Source organism: Streptomyces avermitilis MA-4680 = NBRC 14893 (assembly GCF_000009765.2).
GTDB lineage: Bacteria > Actinomycetota > Actinomycetes > Streptomycetales > Streptomycetaceae > Streptomyces > Streptomyces avermitilis.
Genome location: NC_003155.5, coordinates 1553012 through 1570886 on the forward strand (window position 1 = coordinate 1553012; position 17875 = coordinate 1570886).

The following is a 17875-nucleotide window of genomic DNA, read 5'->3' on the forward strand; positions in this document are numbered from 1 at the left end:
TCCCCGACGTCTGTTGTGAGGCACCCACATGTTCGACGCCATCGTGGTAGGCGCGCGCTGCGCCGGAGCGTCCACCGCCATGCTGCTCGCCCGCTCGGGGTACCGGGTACTCCTGCTGGACCGGTCGGCGGCCGGCTCCGACACCCTCTCCACCCATCTCGTCCACCAGCCGGGCGTCGCGGCTCTCGCCCGTTGGGGGCTCCTGGAGAACGTACGGGCCTCGGGGTGCCCGCCGCTGGACCGGGCGGTCTACGAGGTGGCCGACATCCACCTCGAAGGCTGCGCCAGGGGTGTGGAGGGGCAGCGTGCCTCGTACGCTCCCCGGCGCCATGTCCTGGACGCCATCCTGGTCGACGCGGCCGTCGCGGCGGGCGTCGAGTTCCGCGACCGCTGCCAGGTCACCGGCCTGCTGCGGGACGGCACCGGGCGCGTCGTCGGCGTGGAGGGCAGACACGGCGGCCGCTCCTTCACCGAGCGGGCCCGGCTGGTGATCGGCGCGGACGGCATGCGCTCCACCGTCGCCCGGCTGGTCGAGGCGCCGTACACCGTGACGGATCCACGGCTGACCTGCGCGTACTACACGTACTGGCCGGACGTGCCGGCCACCCTGGAACTGTACGAGCGCACCGGGAGCTGGGTGGCCGCCGTGGCCACCAACGACGCGGCGACCCTCGTTCTCGCCTACTTCCCGCAGGTCCGCTTCGAGGAGGTCCGCACCGACGCGCGCGGCGCCTATCTGGAGCAGATACGCACCACCGCGCCGGCCCTGCACGAGCGGCTGCGGGGCAAGGAGCCCGCCGAGCGGCTGCGCGGTACGGGTGACCAGCAGAACTTCTTCCGGCAGGCGACGGGACCCGGCTGGGTGCTTGTCGGCGACTCCGGACACCACAAGGACTCCATCACCGCGCGCGGGATCAGCGACGCGTTCCTCCAGGTCGACACCCTCGTCCGGCACGTGGACGGTCCGCTCGGCGGCGACCCGGTCCGACTCGACGCGGCGCTGGAGAAGTTCGCCGAGGAACGCGACAGCGCGCTCACCCCGGGTTACGAATCCACGCTGGCGGTCGCCCGGCTGGCGCCGCACGAGCAGCGCCTCTCCCTGCTGCGGGCCGTGCAGACGGATCCGGAACTCACCGCGATCTACTTCGACATGGTCGCCGGGATCGGCTCCGCGGGTGCCCTCTACACACCCAAGCTGCTTGCCCTGCTCTGACCCGTTTCGGGGCGAACGGCGACCCGGACACCCGCGGTGACCTGCCAGGACGGTAAGTCGCCAACTCCTGTCGAATGGCTGGCAGTTGCCCTGGGCCGGTGCTGACGCTGCGCCATGATCCTGATACGGTTCCACCGATCGCCGACTCCGATGACAGAGAGTCAAGTCGCCTCGCCGGTGGCAAGATCGGCACTTTTTGCACCTTCCCTGACCGCCCCAGTGTTTCGCTGCCGTACGAGGAATCAGATGCCAGGCACCCGCGACCGGCGGACGCGTCATCGGTCCGCCCCGCGCAGATCTCTCCGGTTCTCGTTCGTCCTGCCCTTCGTCGTGCCCGCGGTCTGTCTCACCGGACTCTGGGGATACACGGCGGCCGGACTCGTCGACGAGCAACTCCAACTGCACTCCGACGCGGATCGGGCCTCCTCCGTCGCCCGGCCGGCCCAGGACGTGCTGTCCCGGCTGCAGACCGAGCGCCGGCTGACCGCGGTCTGGCAGGCGAGCCGCACGAAGACCGCCCGTACGGAGCTGGACGGCGCCCGCGACGAGACCGACGCCGCCGTCGCCGCGTTCCGGCGCAGTTCCTCCTCCGCGCTGGACACCTCCTCGCTCCAGCGGCGGACCAGGCTGTTCGACGAGGCTCTCGACACCCTTTCCGGCCGCCGCGAGGCGATCGACGGCCGCACCCTCAGTACGGGCGACACGTTCGAGTTGTACACCGACACCGTGTCCCGCGGTATCGGCGTCCTCACCGCGGCCGTACACAGCGACGACGGCCGGCTCGCGCGGGGCGGCAACGCGACGGTGTCCCTGGCCCACATCACGGAGATGCTCTCGCGCGAGGACGCGCTCATCTCCGGCGCGCTGCCGTCCCGTCGGATGACCGCCACGACCCGCGCCCAGTTCGGCCAGTATCTGGCGATCCAGCGCGAGTTCCGCGCGGGCCTGGACATCCACGACCTCCCTGCCGGTGCGGCCGCCACCTACACGCAGCTCACGGACAGCGCCAAGTGGACCACCCTGGGCACGGTCGAGAAGTCCGTGACCACCGGCCGGGGCACGGGGCTGCCCGGTCAGGCCTCGTCCTGGCCGACGGCCACCGAGCCCGTCGTCGGCGGCCTGCAGTCGCTGGGCGCGGACTCCGCGGACGGTCTGTCCGACCTGGCCGCCGACCACGCCGACGACCTGCTGCTCGGCATGCTCCTGGGCACGGCCGCGACGCTGGCCGCCCTGGCCGGCGGTGCGGTACTGGCCCTGCGCGCCCGGCGCTCGACGCTCGGCCGGGTCTCCGAGCTCCAGGCGCACGTCGAGCAGCTGTCCGGCAGCTGGCTGCCCCAGCTTCTGGCCCGAATACAGAACGGCGAGCGGGTCGAGCCGGCCACGCTCGCCCCGCACGGAGAGCAGGCGACCGACGAGCTGGAGCGGCTGGCCGCGGCCATCGACCAGCTGGGCCGGGTGGCCGGGGACACCGCCGTACGGCAGAGCCTGGGCCGCGAGGGCACGGAGAAGGTCTTCGCCCAGCTCATTCGCCGTACGCAGATCCTGATCCACCGGCTGATCTCGCTCCTTGACGACCTCGAGCGCAAGCACGAGGACTCGGACCTGCTCAAGGACATCTTCAAGGTCGACCATCTCGCGACCCGGGTGCGGCGGCACGCGGAGAACCTGGTGATTCTCAGCGGCTCCCCGCCCAGCCGCCGGCTGACCGCTCCCGTCTCGATCACCGACGTGATGCGCGGCGCGGTCGCGGAGACGGAGCAGTACACCAGGGTCAAGGTGAAGAACCTCCCCGCGGACCGGCGCCTCGCCCTGGCCGGCCGGGCCGTCGCGGACGTCACCCATCTGCTCGCCGAACTGATCGAGAACGGCACGAGCTTCTCGCCACCGGACACCCAGGTGTTCGTCAGCGCCACGAAGGTCGCCAAGGGCCTGGCCGTGCACGTCGAGGACCACGGCCTCGGCATGCCGCAGGACCTGCGCGACCACGCGAACGACCTGCTCGCCCACCCGCCGCGGCTGGACATGACGGCCCTGGGCGAGGACCCGCGGCTCGGGCACTTCGTGGTGGCCCGGCTGGCCGAACGGCACAAGATCAAGGTGGAGCTGCGCGAGTCCGTCTACGGCGGCACCCTCGTGATCGTGCTCCTGCCGGCCGCCCTGCTCGAAGAGGTGGCCTCGCCGGTTCTCGACCAGCTCAAGTCGGCCGCCGTCGCTGCCAACAGGGCAGTCGCGGCCGAGGCCTCCCGGGCGGTCGCGGGGACGGACGACTTCGCTGTCGTGGGCGCCGAGGGCATGCCGCTCGTGGGCTCGGCCATCGGATCGGCCGGCCACAGCCTCGACGCGGGCGTCACGATCGGCGGCGTCGACGCGCTCACGCACACGCGCCTTCCGGACCACAGCGGCTTCCCCGAGTACGGAGGTGCGGGCCTCTTGCCGGCCGCCTCGGACCACCCCGCCCCGGCTCCCGGACCCAACGCCTCCTGGGCACCGCCCCGGGAGCACCCCGCGCCCCAGGGCCACCGCACCGAGCCGGGCGGCCTCGGACCACAGGCCGGGCAGCCCGCACACCCCGGAGCACATGCCGGACACCACGGATCGCGGGCCGGATTCACCGAGCCGCAGAGCGGTTTCACCGAGCCGCGGTCCGGGCCACCGTCCCGGCACGAACCCGGTGCCGGAAGCGGGGGTCCCGCCCCCGCCCGGGAGGAGGCGCCCGCACGCAGTGCGGCGCGCCCGCTGACCACCCCGCAGGTCCTGCCGCAACGGACCAGGGGAGCCAGCCTGGCGCAGCAACTGCGCAGGGAGGCGGAGCAGGCACAGGGCCGACCCGACGGTGAGGGAGACAAGGGCGTCATCTCCCCGGACGCGTCGGCCCGCGCGATGATCGCAATTCAGCAGGGGCTGAAGCGGGCCCGGATGTCCGAGACCGACGAGCCGACCGGTGCGGACGGCCGGCAGCAGACGGATCCGAGGGACCCCGGTGCCCATCAACTGTGAGGAAACGTTACGTAATGACTGAGCAGGTACAATCCGGTCCCCGGCTGGACTGGCTCCTCGACGGACTGGTGGACCGGATACCGGAGATCCGCTGTGCCATCGTGCTGTCCGGGGACGGCCTTCTCATCGGCAAGTCGAAGAACCTGCGCCGCGACGACGCCGAGCACCTGTCCGCGGTCGGTTCGGGCATGCACAGCCTCGCCCGGGGCGCCGCGCGCCACTTCCACGGCGGGGAGGTGCAGCAGACGGTCATCCAGATGGACCGGGCGTTCCTCTTCGTCACCGCCGCGGGCCGGGGTGCGCGGCTGGCCGCCATCGCCTCGGAGCAGGTGGACGTGGGGATGATGGCCTTCGAGATGGGCACGCTCGTCAAGCAGGTGGGCCAGTACCTGAGTGCCGCACCGCGCGTGGAGACCCCCTCCGCCGGACACATTCAGGATGCCTGAACCCCGATGGCTCGACGATGCGGAGGCCGGGCGTCACTTACGGCCGTACGCCATCACGGGCGGGCGCACCCGCCACAGTCAGCACACCTTCACATTGATCACGCTGGTTGTCGCGCGGTCCGCGCATGAGTTCGATCACGACCATCTGGAGCCGGAGTCGGTCCAGATCCTCGAACTCTGCCGGGATCGCGCGGTGGCGGTCGCCGAGATCGCCGCGCACCTGGACCTGCCGGTGAGCGTGGTGAAGATCCTCTGCGGAGATCTGCTCAACGCCTCCCTCGTCATCGTCCAGGCGCCGCCCGGGCAGGAGGACCAACCGAGCGTGGAACTCATCGAAAGGGTGATGGATGGTATCCGTCAGCTCTGAGCCCGTCATGCCGACGGCGCTCAAGATTCTGATCGCGGGCGGATTCGGCGTGGGCAAGACGACCATGGTGGGCTCGGTCAGCGAGGTGCCCCCGCTGGAGACCGAGGAGCGGATGACCGCGGTGAGCCTCGGCGTCGACGATCTGTCCGGAGTCGAGGGCAAGAAGTCGACGACGGTCGCCATGGACTTCGGCCGGATCACCATCGCGCCGGAGCTGGTGCTGTACCTGTTCGGTACGCCCGGCCAGGACCGCTTCTGGTTCATGTGGGACGACCTGGCGACCGGTGCCCTCGCGGCCATCGTCCTCGCGGACACCCGTCGGCTGGACGCCTCGTTCGCGTCGATCGACTTCTTCGAGGCGCGTGACATCCCGTTCGCCGTGGGGGTCAACTGCTTCGACGGCCGGCGGGACTGCTCGGCCGAGCAGGTGCGGACGGCGCTGGATCTGGATCCGTCGACGCCGGTGCTGCTGTGCGACGTACGCGACCGTGGTTCCAGCAAGTCGGTGCTGCTCGCCGTGTTGGAGGCGGCGCGTGCGCAGGCGGCCGCGCGTCTCGCTCCGCTGGGCGGCGGTCAATGAGCCGGTTCCGCTCCCGGCTCACCGGGCGAGGAACGCCTCGACCCGGGCGGTGAACCACCCGGGGTCGTCCAGCCACGGGTAGTGGCCGCCGCCCGGCTGCACCGCGAACTCGGCGGCCGGGAAGACGTCGGCGACCCGCCGGGCGAGCTCGGGGCGGGGGCCGCCGTCGAGTTCGCCCGCGTACACGAGGACGGGCGCGGTGAGTCCGGCGAGCGCGGCCCGGGTAGCGGGCGGGTCGTAGGCACCCGCCGAGCCGTACCGGTCCCCCGCCTCGTCGTTGGTCTGCTCCTCGCCACCGGCGGCGTGGGCGCGGGCGGCGTCGTCCCAACGCCCGTAGAAGAAGGGCTCGAAGACAGGGTCCCAGTCGCCGCTCTCCGCCAGCCACGCCTCGAAGGCCGGGAAGGCCGCCTCGAACCAGGGCTCTCCCTTCCTCAGCCGGGCCGCCGCCAGCCGGTCCTCGCCCCGCACGCCCATCCCGACGGCCCACGGGGTGGCGGTGATCAGCGCCAGCCGTGCGATCCGCTCCGGGTACCGGGCCGCGTAGAGCATGGCGAGGTTGCCGCCCGCCGAGTGCGCCAGCACATCCATGCGCTCGAGGCCCAGATGGACCCGCAGCGCCTCGACGTCGTCGACGAGACGGTCACACCGGTACGTCGCCGGGTCCGCCGGCTCCGCGGAGTCCCCGGTTCCGCGCAGGTCGAGCAGCACGAGCCGGCGCCGGGCACCGAGTCCGCCCAGGTCCCCGAGATAGGCGGAGGCCCGCATCGCCCCGCCCGGCAGCACGACGAGCGGTTCTCCCTCCCCCCGCGTGTGATAGGCGAGTTCGGTCCCGTCGGGGGCGCTGAAGTTCGGCATGCGTTCGATCCTCACGGCTGGGGCCGTCTCACGGCAACAGGGTTCTCGGGTCGGGACCGGCGGGCCGTGAGAAAGTCGGGGCCGACCTCTTGCCTGGGCGTGAGCCGGCTGGATTACTGATCTCCAGCAGGGCTACCGAATGATCGGTCGCCCGTATTGACACGGTTGGTGAGGGAGAGGGTTCCCATGGCGGATGCGCGGGACCTGCTGGACGAGGGAGAACGGCTCGACCCGGACGGGCTGCGGACGCTGCAACTGGAGCGGCTGCGCGCCTCGCTGCGGCATGCGTACGCGCACGTGCCCTTCTACCGGGAGTCCTTCGACAAGGCGGGCGTACGTCCCGACGACTGCCGCACGCTCGACGATCTCGCCCGCTTCCCGTTCACCGTGAAGGCGGACCTTCGGGAGAACTATCCGTACGGGATGTTCGCCGTGCCCCAGGACCGGATCCGGCGCATCCACGCGTCCAGTGGCACGACCGGCCGCCCCACGGTCGTCGGCTACACGGAGAACGACCTCTCCATGTGGTCGGACATGGTGGCCCGCTCGATCCGGGCGGCGGGCGGCCGACCCGGCGACAAGGTGCATGTGGCCTACGGGTACGGCCTGTTCACCGGCGGACTCGGCGCGCACTACGGCGCCGAACGCCTCGGCTGTACGGTCATCCCCGCGTCCGGCGGTATGACGGCACGCCAGGTCCAGCTGATCCAGGACCTGAAACCCGAGATCATCATGGTGACCCCTTCGTACATGCTGACGCTCCTCGACGAGTTCGAGCGCCAGGGCGTCGACCCGCGCGGCACCTCCCTGCGCGTCGGAATCTTCGGGGCCGAGCCCTGGACCGAGGAGATGCGGCGGGAGATCGAGGAGCGCTTCGCGATCGACGCCGTCGACATATACGGGCTGTCCGAGGTGATCGGGCCCGGTGTGGCGCAGGAGTGCGTGGAGACCAAGGACGGGCTGCATGTGTGGGAGGACCACTTCTTTCCCGAGGTGGTCGACCCGATCACCGGGGAGGTGCTGCCCGACGGTGCGGAGGGTGAGCTGGTCTTCACCTCGCTCACCAAGGAGGCCATGCCCGTGATCCGGTACCGGACACGGGACCTGACCCGGCTGCTGCCCGGTACGGCCCGGGTCTTCCGGCGGATGGAGAAGATCACCGGCCGCAGTGACGACATGGTCATCCTGCGGGGCGTCAATCTCTTCCCCACCCAGATCGAGGAGATCGTGCTGCGTACGCCGGGCGTGGCACCGCACTTCCAGCTGCGTCTCACCCGGGAAGGCCGCCTCGACTCGCTCACCGTACGGGCGGAGGCCCGGGCCGGTGCCACGCCCGAGCAGCGCGACGCGGCCGCGGGCGTCATCGCCGCGGCCGTGAAGGACGGCATCGGCGTCTCGGTCGCGGTCGAGATCGTCGAACCGGAGTCGCTGGAGCGGTCGGTGGGCAAGATCAGGCGGATCGTGGACCTGCGACCTCGGTAGCCGCAGCCACAAGCACAGCCACAGCCACAGCCACAGCCACAGCGGGGCCTACGCCTCCGCGAACCGGTCCCGCAACTCCCGCTTGAGGATCTTCCCGCTCGCGTTGCGCGGCAGCTCGTCCACGAACAGCACCCGCTTGGGCGCCTTGAAGTGGGCGAGCTTCTCGCGTGCGTGGGCGAGGAGTTCGGCCTCGGTGACCTCGCCGCGCGCGACGACGACCGCGGTGACCGCCTCGATCCACCGTTCGTCGGGCAGCCCGATGACAGCGGCCTCCGCGACCCCCTCATGTGTGTACAGCGCGTCCTCGACCTGCCGCGAAGCGACCAGTACGCCACCGGAGTTGATGACGTCCTTCACCCGGTCGACGACGGTGAAGTACCCGGCCGCGTCCCGCACGGCGAGGTCCCCTGAGCGGAACCAGCCGTCCCGGAAGGCCTCGGCCGTCTCTTCCGGCTTGTCCCAGTAGCCCTCGCACAACTGCGACGAGCGGTAGACGATTTCTCCCTGCTCCCCGTCGGCCACCTCCTTGCCGGACTCGTCGACGACCCGCGCCTCGACGAACAGCACGGGGCGCCCGCAGGAGTCCATCCGCCTCTTGTGCTCGTCGGGTCCGAGGACCATGGACAGCGGGCCGATCTCGCTCTGCCCGAAACAGTTGTAGAACGCCAGCTCGGGCAGCCGTTCCTTCAGCCGCTCCAGTACGGGCACCGGCATGATCGACGCCCCGTAGTACGCCTTGCGCAGCCCGCTCAGGTCGCGGGTCGCGAAGTCGGGGCGGTTCGACAGGCCGATCCACACGGTGGGCGGGGCGAAGAGGCTGTCCGCGCGGCCCGCTTCGACGAGGTCGAAGATCTGCTCGGCGTCGGGTGCGTCGAGGATGACGTTCTCGGCGCCGACCGCGAGATACGGCAGCAGGAACACATGCATCTGCGCCGAGTGGTAGAGCGGCAGCGAGTGCACGGGCCGGTCGCCCGCGCTCAGATCGAGGGCGGCGATCGCGCTCAGGTACTCCTGGACCAGCGCACGGTGCGTCATCATCGCGCCCTTGGGAAGCGCGGTGGTGCCCGAGGTGTAGAGCAACTGCGCCAGGTCCTCGCCGCGCGGCTCCGCACCGTCGTACTGAGCCGTCGTGGCGAGCCGGGTGAGCAGGGAGTCGTCCGCGTCGCGCAGTGCCAGGGTCCGGACCCCGTCGGCCAGATTCCCGGCGAGGTCCGGGTCCGTGAGCACCAGCGTGGCACCGGACTGGTCGACGATGTACGCCAGATCGTCGCCGGTCAGGTTCTGATTGACCGGCACATGCACCAGCCCCGCGCGGGCGCAGGCCAGGAAGCCGATCAGATACGCGTCCGAGTTGTGGCCGTAGGCGCCGACCCGGTCGCCGGGGGCGAGTCCCGTCTCGCGCAGGGCGCGGGCGGCACGGGAGACGGCCTCGTCGAGTTCCGCGTAGGTCCAGGAACGGTCGCGGTAGTGGATCGCCCTGCGTGCCGGGGTCCGCCGGGCGCTGCGCCGCAGCACCCCGTCGACCGTGACGCTTGGTCCCGCCGTCATGACCTGCTCCTTCGTCCGCCTGCCCTGGCGTGATCCTCGTGCCGTCGTACGAGCGGGGTCAAGCTCGCGGCCGCCCCCTTCCGCCACCGTAGCCGCCCTGTGGGGTGGGACCACACGTACTGTCACCGACCCATGTGGTCCAGGGCAAGGCCGATGACTCCGGTCGCTCCGGCGACGAGTACACGCAGGGGAATCGATCTCCTGATGCCGAACCGCCCCCGGGCGTTCCCGAGGGCGGTTCGGCATCAGGACGGGCGAGTGGGTCGCCGTGCGACAGACCCGAGGGGCGAGCTGGATCACACCTTTCGGGTGCGTCCCTCCCAGTACGGATCCCGCAGCCGCCGCTTGTACAGCTTCCCGTTGGGGTCGCGCGGCATCGTCTCGATGAAGTCGACGCTCTTGGGGCGCTTGTACCCGGCGAGCCGCTGTTCGCAGTGGCCGAGGATGTCGGCGGCGAGCGCCGGGCCCGGGTCGTGCCCCGGGGCAGGCTCCACCACCGCCTTGACCTCCTCGCCCCAGTCGTCGTGCGGGATGCCGAAGGCGGCCGCGTCGGCGACGGCGGGGTGGGCGAGCAGCGCCGCCTCGATCTCCGCCGGGTAGATGTTGACCCCGCCGGAGATGATCATGTCGATCTTGCGGTCGCGGAGGAAGAGATAGCCCTCCTCGTCGAGACAGCCCAGGTCGCCGACGGTGAAGAAGTCGCCGATGCGGTTCTTCTTCGTCTTGGCCTCGTCCTTGTGGTACGAGAATCCGCCGGTGCTCATCTTCATGTAGACGGTGCCGAGTTCACCCGCCGGCAGCCGGTTGCCTTCGTCGTCGAAGATCGCGAGTTCGCTGATGGGCCAGGCCTTGCCGACCGTGCCGGGCTTCTTCAGCCAGTCCTCGGCGGTGGCGAAGGCGCCGCCGCCCTCACTGGCGGCGTAGTACTCCTCCACACTGTCGCCCCACCACGTGATCATCGCCCGCTTCACATGGTCGGGGCAGGGCGCGGCGCCGTGGATGGCGTGCCGCATCGACGAGACGTCGTAACGCCCCTTCACCTCCTCGGGGAGTGCCAGCAGGCGGTGGAACTGGGTCGGGACCATGTGTGTGTGCGTGCACCTGTGGGTGTCGATGAGGCGGAGCATCTCCTCGGGCGTCCATTTGTCCATCAGGACCAGACGGTGCCCGATGTGCAGGGACGCGCCCGCGAACTGGAGCACCGCCGTGTGGTACAGCGGCGAGCAGACCAGGTGCACATTGCCCTCGAACGGCTTGATGCCGAAGATCCCGAGGAAGCCGCCGAGGTATGTCTCCTCGGGCAGCTTGCCGGGCAGCGGTCGCCGGATGCCGCGCGGCCGGCCCGTGGTGCCCGAGGTGTAGTTCATGACCCAGCCAAGGGTGCGGTCGGCGGGCGCCGACCCGGGCTGTCCGTCGAGGAGTTCGGCGTACGGCCGGAAGCCGTCGATCGCGCCGACCGCGTACCTCTGCTCTGCTGGCAGTTTCGCCTCGTCGGCGGCGTGGCGCGCGGAGTCCGCGAACCGCTCGTGCGCGATGAGCACCTTGGCGCCGGAGTCGGCGACGATCCAGGCGATCTCGGGGCCGACGAGATGGTGGTTGACGGGGACGAGGTAGAGGCCGGCCTGGGACGCGGCCAGATACGCGGTGAAGAACTCGACACCGTTGGGCAGGACGACCGCGAAGGCGTCGCCGCGTTCGAGGCCCGCGGCGCGCAGTCCGTGCACCAGCCGGTTGACCGAAGCGTGCAGTCGTCCGGCGGTCCACTCCTCGCCGTCGGGGGCGATCAGGACCGTACGCTCCGGGTCCGCGGCGGCCTGGGACCAGAAGCCGTTGGGGGGCACGCTCACTGCTGACTCCTTCCGGCGATGCGGTTGACGCGGTCGACGGCCCGCTCGAAGCCCCGTGTCAGGTCGTCGAAGACGGCCTGGACGCTGCGCTCGCTGTTCATGCGTCCGACGATCTGCCCGACGGGCGTGCCGAGCAGCGGCTCGACCTCGTACTTCTGGATGCGGGAGACCGCCTCGGCGACCAGCAGTCCCTGGAGGGGCATGGGGAGCGTGCCGGGCCCGTTCGGGTCGTCCCAGGCGTCGGTCCACTCGGTGCGCAGCTGCCGGGCCGGCTTGCCGGTCAGGGCTCGGGAGCGGACGGTGTCGCCGGAGCCGGCGGCGAGCAGTTTCCGGATCAGCGCGGGCGAGGGGAGTTCGGCCTCTGTCGTGGTCAGCCAGAGGGAGCCCAGCCACACGCCCTGGGCGCCCAGGCTCAGCGCGGCGGCCACCTGTCGCCCGCTGCCGATGCCGCCCGCGGCCAGGACGGGCAACGGGTCGACGGCGTCGACGACTTCGGGGGTGAGCACCATGGAGGCGATGTCGCCGGTGTGGCCGCCGGCCTCGTAGCCCTGGGCGACGACGACGTCGATGCCCGCCTCGGCGTGCTTGCGGGCGTGCCGGGCGCTGCCCGCGAGCGCCGCGACGAGCACGCCCTGGCCGTGGGCGCGCTCGACGACGTCACCCGGCGGCGAGCCGAGCGCGTTGGCGAGCAGCTTGATCGGGTAGTCGAAGGCGACGTCGAGCTGGGTGCGGGCCACCCGCTCCATCCACCCGGTGATGCGCCAGCCGGACACCTCGCCCTCCGCCAGCTCCGGCACGCCGTACTTGGCCAGGGTGTCCCTGACGTACTGCCGGTGCCCCTCGGGGATCATCGCCTCGACGTCGGCCTCCGTGACGCCCTCCACCTTCTTGGCGGGCATGACGACATCCAGGCCGTACGGTTTTCCGTCGACGTTCGCCTCGAGCCAGTCGAGGTCGCGCTTGAGGTCGTCCGGTGCGGTGTAGCGGACCGCGCCGAGCACACCGAAACCGCCGGCCCGGCTGATGGCCGCGGCGACGGCGGGAAACGGCGTGAAGCCGAAGATGGCGTGCTCGACTCCCAGTCTCTTGCTCAGCTCCGTCTGCATGGCCGCAGAATGCCGCAGCCCTCCGGACGAAGGAAGGCCTTTTCTGATACTCCGTCAGATTCCTTGTTCCGCACGTCCCGTTGACACACCCCACCGCTGACACGAAAGTTTCACCCCGCGGGGCGAACCTCGAAAGATACTTTCAGGCGGTGCGACGGGAGGCTTTTCGATGACCGAAGACACGGCGGACAGCGGGACGGGCGGGCGTGGACCCACCCGCCGTCACCTGGTCAGACGTGCGCTGGCCCTGGGCGGCGCCCTGGCCGTCGCCCCTTTCCCGGCCGGCCCCGCGAAGGCCGTTCCACCGCCTCGCCACCCCCACCGCACCCTGCGGCACGGCTCCCCCGAACGCGCCGGACTGCTCCCGGACCACCTCCGCGGACTCGTCACCGACGCCGAGTCCTTCCTCGGCCCCTCCCCCACGCACCCCTGGTACGCCGGTGCCGTGCTGCTCGCGGGGCGGGGCGACACGGTGGCCCTGCATCAGCCCATCGGCACGGCGGTGCGCTACTCGGCGTACGACGCGAAGACCGACACGGGCGTCGAGTTCCCGGCCGAGCGGCAGATCCCGATGGCCACGGACACCGTCTTCGACCTCGCCTCGGTGTCGAAGCTGTTCACCTCGCTGCTCGCCGTGCAGCAACTGGAGCGCGGCGCGCTGGAGCTGGAGGCCAGGGTCGCCTCGTACCTCCCGGACTTCGCCGGCGCGGGCAAGCAGGACGTCACCATCCGTCAACTCCTCACCCACACCTCGGGTTTCCGCGCCTGGCTGCCTCTCTACAAGGCACCGAGCCGCGCGGAGAAGCTGCGCCTCATCTGGAACGAGGCACCGCTCAGCCCGCCGGGCACCAAGTACCTCTACTCGGATCTGAACCTGATCTCGCTCCAGCTCGTCCTGGAAGAGATCACCGGTCACCCTTTGGACGCCCTGCTCCGCGACGAGATCACCGCTCCGCTCGGCCTGCGCAGCACCCGCTACAACCCGCCCGCCGCCTGGAAACCGAGGATCGCGGCGACGGAGGACGCACGCCCGCCGTGGTCCGGGCTCGACCGCGGACTCGTCTGGGGCGAGGTGCACGACGAGAACGCCTTCGGCTTCGGCGGAGTGGCAGGCCACGCGGGTGTCTTCTCCTGCGCATGGGACCTCGCGGTCCTCGGCCGGACCCTGCTCAACGGCGGCACGTACGGGCACACCCGCATCCTGGCGCCGGAGTCGGTGGAGCTGCTGTTCACCGACTTCAACACCGCCTTCCCCGGCGACGAGCACGGGCTCGGCTTCGAGCTCTACCAGCACTGGTACATGGGCGCGATGGCCACCCCGCGCACCGCCGGGCACACCGGCTTCACCGGCACCTCGCTCGTCCTCGACCCGACGACGGACTCCTTCCTGATCGTGCTGGGCAACTCCGTTCATCCCGTGCGCACTTGGCGATCCGGCTCCGCTCCCCGGGCGGCCGCGGGGAACCATCTGGCGCGAGCCGTCCAGGTCCGGCCCGCGCGCGGACGTACGTCCTGGTTCTCGGGCATGGCGACCGCGGCCTCCGCGACGCTGACACTGCCCGAGCTCGACACGGCCGGTACCGCGGATACCGCCGAAACCACCGGCACCGCCGACAGCACCACCGCCGACAGCGGGGGGCGGCTTCGCTGCGCCCTGTGGTGGGACACCGAACCCCGGTCGGACACCCTCTTCCTGGAGGCCTCGGCCGACGACGGCGCGAGCTGGCAGCCGGTGCCGTTCACGACCGCGTGTGACGGGGAGGAGGCGCGGGAGCACCCCACGGGCTCGGTCACCGGCTGGTCGGGGCGGGTGTGGCACCGGCTCCACGCGGACCTGCCGCGGGCGCGCCGGCTGACGCTGCGGTGGCGGTACACGACCGACCGGTTGTACGTGGGCCGGGGCGCGTACGTCGACGCGGTGCGGGTCGAGTCCGGCGGCCGGGTCCTCTTCGACGAGGCACGTCCGACGGACGCGGCGCGCATCGAGGCGGCAGGCTGGACGCCGTCCGAGAACTGATCCTTCCCGGCATCACCCTTCCCCACTTGCCCAGACTTGTCCATTTTTGTTGTGCCGACCGGGGATGTGCCGCAAATGGCCCACCGTGACGGTCACGAACCGTCGTTCACGCCGTGGAGGCGGACCGGGGTGACCGGGCTGCTGGAGGATGACTCCGGGCGCGTCACCGGCGTCCGGTACGTCGACGAGCACGGCTCGCCGGGCGAGCTGGCCGCCGACCTCACCGTCGCCTGCGACGGACGCGACTCGTCGGTCCGCCGGGCGGCCGGACTCGAGCCCTCGTACTTCGAAGTCCCCATGGACGTCTGGCAGGTGCGCGTCCCCGCCCGTGATCCGCTCAAGGAGGGCCGGGTCTCGCTGACCGTCCGGGACGGCCAGTTCGCCGCCACGCTGGACCGCGGCGACTACTACCAGACGTCCTATCTCATCAAGAAGGGCACGGACGGCGCACTCCGCCCCATGGCATCGAGTGGTTCCGCGACCGGCTCGGCGAGCTGCTCGGCTGGGACCGTACGGCGACGGACGCCATCCGCTCCTGGGACGACGTGAAGCTGCTGGAGGTCACCATGGGGCGACTGGACCGCTGGTACCGGGAGGGGCTGCTCTGCATCGGGGACGCGGCGCACATCATGTCGCCGATCGGCGGGGTCGGGGTCAATCTGGCGGTGCAGGACTCGGTGGCAGCCGCCGCCTGCTCGCCGGGCCGCTGCGGGAATCGACGGTCACCTCCCGCGACCTGGCCCGCGTGCAGAAGCGGCGCAGGCTCCCCACCGCGTTCACGCAGAGGTCCCAACTCGCCGAACACGAGATGCTGTTGCGTCCCGGACTCGACGGCACGCTGCGAGCGGACCGCCTCCCCGTGCCGCTGCGGGCGGTACAGCACGTCCCCGCGCTGCGCTCGGTCGCCGGCTACCTCGGCGGGATCGGGATACGTCCCGAACGCGCCCCCGAGTTCGCCCGGCGCTGAGCCCTCTCTAGCGTCGTCGTGGGGTGCGGCACTCGATGGCGTTCAGTGTGAACGTCTCCAGCTCGTCCGCCGCCGCGTCCAGGTCGAGTTCGGGGTGGGAGAGCCAGTGCGCGACCACCCCATCGATCGCGCCGCCGATGGCCAAAGACGTGACCTGGGCGTCGAACTCCCGGAAGTCACCGGCCTTCTGTCCCGTCGTCAGCAAGGCCGCGAGCTCTTCCCAGCGGCCGCCCGTGTCATGGCCGCCGGGCTCCTTCAACCGCGTCCCGCCCCCGTCGCCGAGGAGCATCTCGGTGATCACGCGCACATGGCGGCGGTTGGCCTGCTGGTAGCCGACCATCGCCCGGACGTACGCGACCACGGCGGCCCGCGGGTCGGACGCCACGAGGACACGCTCGGTGACGAACGCCCGGAACTGCTCCAGCACGTACGCGAACGTCGCCTTGGTCAGGTTGTCCTTGGACGAGAAGTGGTAAAGGATCGCGGCCTTCGAGAGTCCGGCCGCCTCCGCGATGGCCGAGAGCGAGGTCGCCGGATAGCCCTGCGTGGAGATCAGGTCGATGGTGCACTCGATGATCTGCCTGCGGCGGGCCTGCTCGGTGAAGGTGGGGGTGCGGTCCCCGCGACGCGAACTCATCGCCACCGAGCCTATCCCAGCGCACGCTCCCCGACGTCTTCCAGGGCGGCCATCGCCGCGTTGTGCCCCGGCACCCCGCTCACCCCGCCGCCGCGCACGGCGCCCGCCCCGCACAGCAGTACATTCGCGTGCGCGGTCTCCACGCCCCAGCGGCCCGTGCCCTCCTGTGCGTAGGGGAAGGCGAGGTCGCGGTGGAAGATGTTGCCGCCGGGCAGCCGCAGATCGCGCTCGAGGTCCAGCGGAGACTTGGCCTCGATACAGGGGCGCCCCTCCGCGTCGGTCGCCAGACAGTCCACGAGCGGTTCGGCGAGGTGGGCGTCCAGCTGCGCGAGAGTCGACTTCAGCAGCTCCTCCCGTACGCCCTCGTTGTCGCGTTCGAACAGCCGCGCGGGCGTGTGCAGACCGAAGAGGGTGAGGGTCTGGTAGCCCTGTTCGACCAGGTCCGGGCCGAGGATGGTCGGGTCGGTGAGCGAGTGGCAGTAGATCTCGGAGGGCGGCGCCTCGGGCAACGACCCGGCGGCGGCCTGGGCGTGGGCAGCCGCGAGCTGCTCATAGCCCTCGGCGATGTGGAAGGTGCCGGCGAACGCCTCGCGCGGGTCGACGGCGGTGTCGCGCAGTGCGGGCAGCCGCTTGAGCAGCATGTTCACCTTGAGCTGGGCACCCTCGGCTGGGACGGGCGGGCTGTCGCCGGTGAGGCGGGCCAGCTCCTGCGGTGCGGCGTTGACGAGGACGTGGCGGGCGGAGACGGTCCCTTCCCCGTCCGCGTCGCGGTAGGTGACCTCGGCCGAGCGTCCGTCGGTCTCGATGCGGACCGCCTCGTGCCCGGTGGCGAGCACCGCGCCGGCGTCCCGGGCGGCGGCGGCCAGCGCGTCGGTGAGCGCGCCCATGCCGCCGACGGGCACGTCCCAGGCGCCGGTCCCACCGCCGATGATGTGGTAGAGGAAGCAGCGGTTCTGCCGCAGGGAGGGGTCGTGGGCGTCGGCGAAGGTGCCGATGAGCGCGTCGGTGAGGACGACCCCGCGGACCAGGTCGTCGGTGAAGTTCTCCTCGATGGCGGCACCGATCGGCTCCTCGAACAGCACGCGCCACGCGTCCTCGTCGTCGACGCGTCGGCGCAGCTCGTCGCGCGAGGGCAGGGGCTCGGTGAGCGTGGGGAACACCTGCCGGGCGACACGGCCCGTCATGCCGTAGAAGCGCTGCCAGGACTCGTACTCGCGCGCGGAGCCGGTCAGCCGGCCGAAGGCCTCACGGGTGCGGCGCTCGCCGCCGCCGACGAGCAGTCCGGTGGGCCGCCCGTGCCGCTCGGCGGGCGTGTACGAGGACACCGTGCGGCCCCGCACCCGGAAGTCGAGCCCGAGGTCCCGCACGATCTTCCGGGGCAACAGGCTGACCAGGTACGAGTAGCGCGACAGCCGGGCGTCTACGCCGGCGAAGGGCCGCGTGGACACCGCGGCGCCCCCGGTGTTCCCCAGCCGCTCCAGGACCAGCACGGACCGCCCGGCGCGGGCCAGGTAGGCGGCGGCGACCAGCCCGTTGTGGCCCCCGCCGACGATCACGGCGTCGAATCGACCGGGTACGTGTCCCTCATCAGCAGCCATGGTTCTTGGTAGCACGCGATGATCTAGGTCGGCCAGAGGTGTGTGCCACAGGGCCCAACAATCGTCCGGCCTGTCGGCGCCGTTTTGCCTGTCGATGCCGCCCGGCCAGTCCGTGCCGCCCGGCCCTTCGGTGCCGTCCGGCCTGTCGGTGCCGTTTTGCCTGTCAATGCCGCCCGGCCCTTGGGTGCCGCCCGGCCCGTCGGTGCCGCCCGGCC

The 17875-nt window shown here is 71.3% G+C and carries 15 protein-coding genes and 1 pseudogene; 10 read left to right on the forward strand and 6 right to left on the reverse strand.

Annotation, left to right across the window (positions count from 1 at the left end; translation table 11 throughout):
* Positions 1-28 precede the first annotated feature (28 nt).
* The 5 genes from SAVERM_RS06725 (at position 29) to SAVERM_RS06745 (ending at position 5603) form a co-directional block, all read left to right on the forward strand.
* On the forward strand, positions 29-1213 hold the full coding sequence (locus SAVERM_RS06725; RefSeq protein ID WP_010982689.1) for an FAD-dependent oxidoreductase: 1185 nt from the start codon (positions 29-31) through the stop codon (positions 1211-1213).
* A gap of 246 nt (positions 1214-1459) precedes the next feature.
* Positions 1460-4210: a sensor histidine kinase gene (locus SAVERM_RS06730; protein WP_037646082.1), complete on the forward strand. Its 2751-nt coding sequence runs from the start codon at positions 1460-1462 to the stop codon at positions 4208-4210.
* 14 nt (positions 4211-4224) lie between these two features.
* Positions 4225-4656 carry a roadblock/LC7 domain-containing protein gene (locus SAVERM_RS06735; protein WP_042492800.1) on the forward strand — a complete coding sequence of 144 codons (432 nt, stop codon included), beginning with the start codon at positions 4225-4227 and terminating at the stop codon, positions 4654-4656.
* Positions 4649-5023 (forward strand): DUF742 domain-containing protein, encoded by a 375-nt coding sequence (locus SAVERM_RS06740; protein ID WP_010982692.1) that lies wholly within the window; start codon positions 4649-4651, stop codon positions 5021-5023. The genes SAVERM_RS06735 and SAVERM_RS06740 overlap by 8 nt, the downstream gene beginning before the upstream one ends.
* Positions 5004-5603, forward strand: a complete 600-nt coding sequence (locus tag SAVERM_RS06745) for a GTP-binding protein (RefSeq protein ID WP_010982693.1) — start codon at positions 5004-5006, stop codon at positions 5601-5603. The genes SAVERM_RS06740 and SAVERM_RS06745 overlap by 20 nt, the downstream gene beginning before the upstream one ends.
* Before the next feature lie 18 nt (positions 5604-5621).
* Here the strand turns inward: SAVERM_RS06745 and SAVERM_RS06750 are convergent, their stop codons facing one another.
* The gene (locus tag SAVERM_RS06750) at positions 5622-6458 is read right to left on the reverse strand and encodes an alpha/beta fold hydrolase (protein WP_010982694.1); all 837 of its coding nucleotides are present in this window, start codon (positions 6456-6458) and stop codon (positions 5622-5624) included.
* A gap of 186 nt (positions 6459-6644) precedes the next feature.
* Between SAVERM_RS06750 and paaK the strand changes: the two genes are divergently transcribed.
* The gene (gene paaK / locus SAVERM_RS06755) at positions 6645-7940 is read left to right on the forward strand and encodes a phenylacetate--CoA ligase PaaK (RefSeq protein WP_010982695.1); all 1296 of its coding nucleotides are present in this window, start codon (positions 6645-6647) and stop codon (positions 7938-7940) included.
* A gap of 48 nt (positions 7941-7988) precedes the next feature.
* Here paaK and SAVERM_RS06760 read toward each other — a convergent pair whose 3' ends face one another.
* From SAVERM_RS06760 to SAVERM_RS06770, 3 genes are all read right to left on the reverse strand, one after another.
* Positions 7989-9488, reverse strand: a complete 1500-nt coding sequence (locus SAVERM_RS06760) for an acyl-CoA synthetase (protein ID WP_010982696.1) — start codon at positions 9486-9488, stop codon at positions 7989-7991.
* Between the two features lie 296 nt (positions 9489-9784).
* The gene (locus SAVERM_RS06765; protein WP_010982697.1) at positions 9785-11335 is read right to left on the reverse strand and encodes an acyl-CoA synthetase; all 1551 of its coding nucleotides are present in this window, start codon (positions 11333-11335) and stop codon (positions 9785-9787) included.
* On the reverse strand, positions 11332-12441 hold the full coding sequence (locus SAVERM_RS06770; RefSeq protein ID WP_010982698.1) for an NAD(P)H-dependent flavin oxidoreductase: 1110 nt from the start codon (positions 12439-12441) through the stop codon (positions 11332-11334). Before SAVERM_RS06770 ends, SAVERM_RS06765 begins: the two co-directional genes overlap by 4 nt.
* Positions 12442-12610: 169 nt before the next feature.
* On the opposite strand from SAVERM_RS06770, the gene SAVERM_RS06775 reads away from it, so the two are divergent.
* The 4 genes and pseudogenes from SAVERM_RS06775 (at position 12611) to SAVERM_RS44565 (ending at position 15425) form a co-directional block, all read left to right on the forward strand.
* Positions 12611-14458 carry a serine hydrolase domain-containing protein gene (locus tag SAVERM_RS06775; protein WP_010982699.1) on the forward strand — a complete coding sequence of 616 codons (1848 nt, stop codon included), beginning with the start codon at positions 12611-12613 and terminating at the stop codon, positions 14456-14458.
* A 129-nt stretch (positions 14459-14587) separates the two neighbouring features.
* Entirely contained in the window at positions 14588-15007 is a 420-nt protein-coding gene (locus SAVERM_RS44555; protein ID WP_242432189.1) for an FAD-dependent monooxygenase, read from the forward strand.
* A gap of 17 nt (positions 15008-15024) precedes the next feature.
* Positions 15025-15087: pseudogene (locus SAVERM_RS44560) on the forward strand (hypothetical protein); the annotation flags it as partial.
* Between the two features lie 116 nt (positions 15088-15203).
* Complete coding sequence (locus SAVERM_RS44565; protein ID WP_052082303.1) at positions 15204-15425, forward strand: hypothetical protein; 222 nt, start codon at positions 15204-15206, stop codon at positions 15423-15425.
* 7 nt (positions 15426-15432) lie between these two features.
* Here the strand turns inward: SAVERM_RS44565 and SAVERM_RS06790 are convergent, their stop codons facing one another.
* Positions 15433-16062, reverse strand: coding sequence for a TetR/AcrR family transcriptional regulator (locus SAVERM_RS06790; RefSeq protein WP_037646077.1), 630 nt, complete (start codon positions 16060-16062; stop codon positions 15433-15435).
* An 11-nt stretch (positions 16063-16073) separates the two neighbouring features.
* Positions 16074-17660 (reverse strand): phytoene desaturase family protein, encoded by a 1587-nt coding sequence (locus SAVERM_RS06795; RefSeq protein ID WP_037646075.1) that lies wholly within the window; start codon positions 17658-17660, stop codon positions 16074-16076.
* Positions 17661-17875: the final 215 nt, after the last annotated feature.

What these genes read in the sequence shown, in the direction of transcription:
- SAVERM_RS06725 (WP_010982689.1), top strand. Translation starts at nt 29, where the DNA reads ATGTTCGACGCCATCGTGGTAGGCGCGCGCTGCGCCGGAGCGTCCACC.
- SAVERM_RS06730 (WP_037646082.1), top strand. Translation starts at nt 1,460, where the DNA reads ATGCCAGGCACCCGCGACCGGCGGACGCGTCATCGGTCCGCCCCGCGC.
- SAVERM_RS06735 (WP_042492800.1), top strand. Translation starts at nt 4,225, where the DNA reads ATGACTGAGCAGGTACAATCCGGTCCCCGGCTGGACTGGCTCCTCGAC.
- SAVERM_RS06740 (WP_010982692.1), top strand. Translation starts at nt 4,649, where the DNA reads ATGCCTGAACCCCGATGGCTCGACGATGCGGAGGCCGGGCGTCACTTA.
- SAVERM_RS06745 (WP_010982693.1), top strand. Translation starts at nt 5,004, where the DNA reads ATGGTATCCGTCAGCTCTGAGCCCGTCATGCCGACGGCGCTCAAGATT.
- SAVERM_RS06750 (WP_010982694.1), bottom strand. Translation starts at nt 6,458, where the DNA reads ATGCCGAACTTCAGCGCCCCCGACGGGACCGAACTCGCCTATCACACG.
- paaK (WP_010982695.1), top strand. Translation starts at nt 6,645, where the DNA reads ATGGCGGATGCGCGGGACCTGCTGGACGAGGGAGAACGGCTCGACCCG.
- SAVERM_RS06760 (WP_010982696.1), bottom strand. Translation starts at nt 9,488, where the DNA reads ATGACGGCGGGACCAAGCGTCACGGTCGACGGGGTGCTGCGGCGCAGC.
- SAVERM_RS06770 (WP_010982698.1), bottom strand. Translation starts at nt 12,441, where the DNA reads ATGCAGACGGAGCTGAGCAAGAGACTGGGAGTCGAGCACGCCATCTTC.
- SAVERM_RS06775 (WP_010982699.1), top strand. Translation starts at nt 12,611, where the DNA reads ATGACCGAAGACACGGCGGACAGCGGGACGGGCGGGCGTGGACCCACC.
- SAVERM_RS06790 (WP_037646077.1), bottom strand. Translation starts at nt 16,062, where the DNA reads ATGAGTTCGCGTCGCGGGGACCGCACCCCCACCTTCACCGAGCAGGCC.
- SAVERM_RS06795 (WP_037646075.1), bottom strand. Translation starts at nt 17,660, where the DNA reads ATGGCTGCTGATGAGGGACACGTACCCGGTCGATTCGACGCCGTGATC.